4 protein-coding genes are annotated in these 5,058 nt (G+C 74.6%); 1 reads left to right on the plus strand and 3 read right to left on the minus strand.

Annotated elements, in window-relative coordinates; genetic code table 11:
* Positions 1–49: 49 nt before the first annotated feature.
* The 3 genes from cydD to HGCM_RS10115 are packed head-to-tail and all read right to left on the minus strand — an operon-like array spanning position 50 to position 4,291.
* On the minus strand, positions 50–1,696 hold the full coding sequence (gene cydD / locus HGCM_RS10105) for a thiol reductant ABC exporter subunit CydD (RefSeq protein WP_019136721.1): 1,647 nt from the start codon (positions 1,694–1,696) through the stop codon (positions 50–52).
* Positions 1,693–2,781 carry a cytochrome d ubiquinol oxidase subunit II gene (cydB, locus tag HGCM_RS10110; RefSeq protein ID WP_019136722.1) on the minus strand — a complete coding sequence of 363 codons (1,089 nt, stop codon included), beginning with the start codon at positions 2,779–2,781 and terminating at the stop codon, positions 1,693–1,695. The genes cydD and cydB overlap by 4 nt, the downstream gene beginning before the upstream one ends.
* 19 nt (positions 2,782–2,800) lie before the next feature.
* The gene (locus tag HGCM_RS10115) at positions 2,801–4,291 is read right to left on the minus strand and encodes a cytochrome ubiquinol oxidase subunit I (protein ID WP_019136723.1); all 1,491 of its coding nucleotides are present in this window, start codon (positions 4,289–4,291) and stop codon (positions 2,801–2,803) included.
* A gap of 548 nt (positions 4,292–4,839) precedes the next feature.
* Between HGCM_RS10115 and HGCM_RS19885 the strand changes: the two genes are divergently transcribed.
* Positions 4,840–5,058 (plus strand): hypothetical protein (locus HGCM_RS19885; protein WP_019136724.1); only part of this gene is annotated, 219 nt, incomplete at its 3' end.

Raw genomic sequence — 5,058 nt, forward strand, 5'->3', positions numbered from 1 at the left:
GTCGGGTCGGCGGCGCCGCGCGCGAGCAGCCCCGTGGCCGCGCGGGGGCTCATGCGGCCGCCTCCACGACGTCGCGCTCGGCGCGCACCTCGACCACGTCGTCCGCGAGCGCGACGAGCGACGCGCGGTGGGCGACGAGCACGACGGTCCTGCCCGCGTCGCGCAGCGCCCGCACCGTCGCCAGGACGACGGCCTCGCCGCCCGCGTCCAGGTGCGCCGTCGGTTCGTCGAGCACGACCAGCGGGGCGTCGGACAGCAGCGCCCGCGTCAGGGCCACGCGCTGCCGCTGGCCCAGCGACAGGCCCTCGCCGCCGCGGCCCAGCGGCGTGCCCCACCCCGCCGGCAGCTGCGCGAGCACGGCGTCGAGCCCGGTGAGGCGCGCCGCCGCCGCCCGGGCGTCGGCCGGGCCGCCGACCGCGTCGGCCACGGTGCCCGGCTCGAGCACGGGGCGCTGGGGGAGCCAGGCGACCTGCGCCCAGAACGTCGCCGGGTCGACGTCGCGCAGGTCGACGTCGCCGAGGAGCACGCGTCCCTCGTCGGGGTCGAGCAGCCCCAGCAGCGCGTCGACGGCCGTCGACTTGCCCGCGCCGTTCGGCCCGACGAGCGCCAGGACCCGGCCGGGGCGCACCTGCGCGTCGAGCCCCGCCGGCGTCAGCCCGCCGCGGGAGCGCACCCCCACCCCCTCCAGGCGGACGACCGTCCGCGCGAGGTCGGGCGCCGGGCGCGAGCCGCGGCGGCGCACCGGCGTGCCGAGCACCCGGAACACCTCGTCGGCGGCCGCCACGCCGTCCGTCGACGCGTGGAACTGGGCACCGACCTGCCGCAGCGGCAGGAAGACCTCGGGCGCCAGGACGAGGACCGCCAGGCCGGTCACGAGGTCGAGGCCGCCGTGCACGAGCCGCAGGCCGATGCCGACGGCGACGAGGGCGACGGAGAGCGTCGTCAGCAGCTCCAGCACGAGGCCGGAGAGGAACGCGATCCGCAGCGTCCCCATCGTCGCCCGGCGGTGCGCGTCCCCGAGGGCGCGCACGCGCGCGACGGGTCCGCGCTCGCGGCCGAGCGCGCGCAGCGTCGGCAGGCCGGCGAGCAGGTCGAGCACCTGCGAGCCGAGCCGCTGCATGGTGGCCAGCCCGTGCGCCGAGCGTCCCTCGGTGAGGCGGCCGACGAGCACCATGAAGACCGGGACCAGCGGCAGCACGGCGACCAGCACCGCGGCCGACACCCAGTCCAGGCCGAGGACGACGAGCAGGGTCGCCGGGGTCACGGTGGCGGCCAGCACGAGCTGGGGCAGGTACCGGACGAAGTACGGCTCGAGCGCGTCGAGGCCGCGGGTCGCCAGCGTGACCACCCGGGGTCCGTGACCGTCCGCGAGCCACCGGGGCCCGAGGGCCGCCGCGTGCGCGACGACGCCTTCCCGGAGCTCGTTCACCGCGCGCGTCGCCGCCCGGTGCGCCCAGCGCTCCTGCGTGGCCGCGACGAGGGCCCGCGCCGCGACGACGGCCGCCAGGCCGAGGACCGCGGGCCGCACGTCGGCGAGCGTCGCGCCCTGCGACACGGCCCGCCCGAGCGCGTCCGCCAGCAGGAGCGCCTGCGCGACGACCAGCGCCGCGGTGACGAGCCCGAGCGCGACCGTCAGCGCGAGGTACCCCCGGGCGGCGCGCGCGTGCCGCAGCAGGCGCGGGTCGAGCGGCCTCACGCCGGGCCGGAGCCGGCCCCCGCCGTGGGCGACGCGTCCGCGGGCGAGGCCAGGCTCAGGCCGGTGGGCGCGGGGATGTGGTCCACCGTGAGGCGCTTGCGGAACACCCAGTACGTCCAGCCCTGGTAGAGCAGGACCAGCGGCGTGAGGGCGACGGCCACCCAGGTCATGATCGTCAGCGTGTAGTCCGACGAGGACGCGTTGTCGACGGTGAGCGAGTGCGCGGGGTCGAACGCGGGCATGACGTCCGGGAACATCGACCCGAAGATGAGCACGACGGCGGCGACGATCGCGACCGCCGACGCGACGAACGCCACGCCCTCCCGGCGCGCCCGCGTCGCCAGCACGACGAGCACCAGCGCGACGGCGGCGACCGCGACCGCGGCCCACGTCCAGCCCCGCTCGGAGTAGGCGATCTGGAGCCACACGGCCCACGCCCCGGCGACGACGACCGTCACCACGGACGAGCGCGCCGCGAACCGGGCCGCCTTCTCGCGGACGATCCCGTCGGACTTCAGCGCGAGGAACACCGCGCCGTGCGTGAGGAAGATCGAGGCCGTCACCGCGCCGCCGAGCAGGGCGAACGGGTTCAGGAGCGCCCAGAAGCCGCCCACGTACTGGTGCTCCGCGTCGAGCTCGACGCCGCGCACGATGTTGGCGAACGCGACGCCCCACAGCACGGCGGGCAGCCACGAGCCGAACATGAGCGCGCGGTCGGCCCAGGCGCGCCAGCGCGGGTCGTCGATCTTGCCGCGCCACTCGAACGCGACGACGCGCACGATGAGCGCGACGAGGATCAGCAGGAGCGGCAGGTAGAACCCGGAGAACAGGGTGGCGTACCACTCGGGGAACGCCGCGAAGGTCGCGCCGCCCGCGGTGAGCAGCCACACCTCGTTGCCGTCCCAGACCGGGCCGATCGTGTTGATCATGACCCGGCGCTCCTTCTCGTTCTGCGCGGGGTCGTCCTTCTTGCGGCGCGGCAGGACGCCGAGCAGCATGCCGACGCCGAAGTCGAAGCCCTCGAGCACGAGGTAGCCCGTCCAGAGGACGGCGATGAGCACGAACCAGACGATGGGGAGATCCACGGTCGTTGTACCTCGGCTCTCAGTACGCGAAGGACAGGGGAGCGTCGGCCCGGTCGTCGCCGCGGGCCTCGGGGCTGGGGTCCTTCTCGGTGTCCGCGACCCCCTCGACCGCGTAGCGGTGCATGAGCTTGTACCAGACCACCATGAGCACGCCGTAGAGCAGCGTGAAGACGGAGATCGAGAGCCACATCGTGAACGTCGTGGGGACCGTCGAGACGCCGTTCGCCGTGAGCATCCAGACGCCGTCGACACCGGACGGGTTCGGGTTGGGGTACACGACCCACGGCTGGCGGCCCATCTCGGTGAAGATCCAGCCGAACGCCGACGCGAGGAACGGCGTGAAGACCGCCAGCACGCCCAGCGTGCCGACCCACTTCCTGTCGGTCACCCGGCCCTGGCGCGTGAACCACAGCGCGGCGAGCGCGAGGGCGGCGGAGCCGAGGCCGAACCCGATCATGAGGCGGAACGCCCAGTAGGTGACGGCGAGGTTCGGGATGTAGCTGATCTCGTCGCCGGCCTCGTCGGTCGCGCCGAACTGCTCGGCGTAGCTCTCCTGCAGCGACGCGGTGCCGGGCAGCGGCGCGCTGAAGTCGCCCGTCGCGAGGAACGACGTGAGCCCCGGGATCGCCAGGACGTGCGAGACGTTCTCGCAGTTGTTCGTCAGGTCGCCGATCGCCAGCAGCGAGAAGGCCGCGCCGTTCGGGCTGTCGGCGCACAGCGCCTCGGCCGCGGCCATCTTCGTCGGCTGCTGGTCGAACATCATCTTCGCCTGCCAGTCGCCCGACAGGGCCACGCCGACGCCGGCGACGAGCATGACGACGAGCCCGAGGACGACCGCGGGACGGTAGACGTCGCGCGCCTTCTCCTGCTGGCCGCGGCGCGCGAGCCGGACCATCCACCACGCGCCGATGCCCGCGACGAACGTGCCGGCCGTGAGGAACGCGGCCGAGATGGTGTGCGGGAAGGCCGCCAGGACGGTCGGGTTGGACAGGACGGCGCCGATGTCCACCATCTCCGCCCGGCCGAGCTCCTCGTTGTAGACGATGCCCACGGGGTGCTGCATCCAGGAGTTCGCGGCGAGGATGAAGTACGCCGAGACGGTCGTCGCGACCGCCACGGCCCAGATGCACGCGAGGTGGATGCGCTTCGGCAGCTTGTCCCAGCCGAAGATCCACAGGCCGAGGAACGTCGACTCGACGAAGAACGCCGCGAGGGCCTCCATCGCCAGCGGTGCGCCGAAGACGTCGCCGACGAAGCGCGAGTACTCGCTCCAGGCCATCCCGAACTGGAACTCCTGCACGATGCCGGTGGCCACACCGATCGCGAAGTTGATGAGGAGGAGCTTCCCGTAGAACTTGGTGAGCCGCAGCCACCGCTCGTTCCGGGTGCGGACCCAGGCGGTCTGCATGATCGCGACGAGGGTCGACAGACCGATCGTCAGCGGGACGAAGATGAAGTGGTAGACGGTCGTGATGCCGAACTGCCACCGGGCGAGGTCGAGTACGTCCACGTGGATGCTCCGGGTCCTGGTGCGACGGTCGGCGCTGGGGTCCCGACCTGGCACGACGCTAGGGACTGGCCTCCAGTCTCCCCCTGGGACCTAGGTCCTGGATACCGACATGGCGTCAGCAAGACGTGAGATCGGCAACAGTCGGCCGCGGGCGGCCCGGACGCGGGCCGGGCGGCCGCCGCCGGGCGTCGTACGAGGGCGGGCACGACGGCCCCGGCGCAGCCCCCGGCGGGACGTCCGACACGTCCGTCCGGCCGGGCGCCGCACCGGGCCGACGGGGGAGTGCTGTGCGATACTGACCGCGGCCCAGGGGCGACCACACCGTCTCCGGGCCCGTGAGCTCGCAGCACCAGAGCGCGCGCGCCAGCCGCCGCCCGATGGTCCCGAGGCGCCCACCAGGCGCCCGGACCGGACCGGGCAGGCGACGGCCCCGCCAGGTGCAGCGACCACGACCGACGACTTCCGTCGGCGCCACCGCGCCGACGACCGACCGACCGGGGACCACCACACGTGTGGAGGTGGGTCCCCGGTACCCAGGAGCACCGCGCGTGACCCCCACGAACACCCCCGACGACGCCGCTGTCGAGTCCACGGGGGTCGAGGCCCCCGCCGCACCCCGCCGCCGCCGCGCCACCCGCGCCGCCACGGCCCCGACGCCCGTCGAGGCGCCCGCCGCCGAGAACGCCTCGACCGAGGGCGCCGCGTCCGGGACGACCGTCGAGCCCGCGGCCGACGCCCCCGCCGAGGCCGAGCGCCCGGCGCGGACG

The sequence above is a fragment of the Cellulomonas massiliensis JC225 genome, from assembly GCF_000312005.1.
Taxonomy (GTDB): Bacteria; Actinomycetota; Actinomycetes; order Actinomycetales; family Cellulomonadaceae; genus Cellulomonas; species Cellulomonas massiliensis.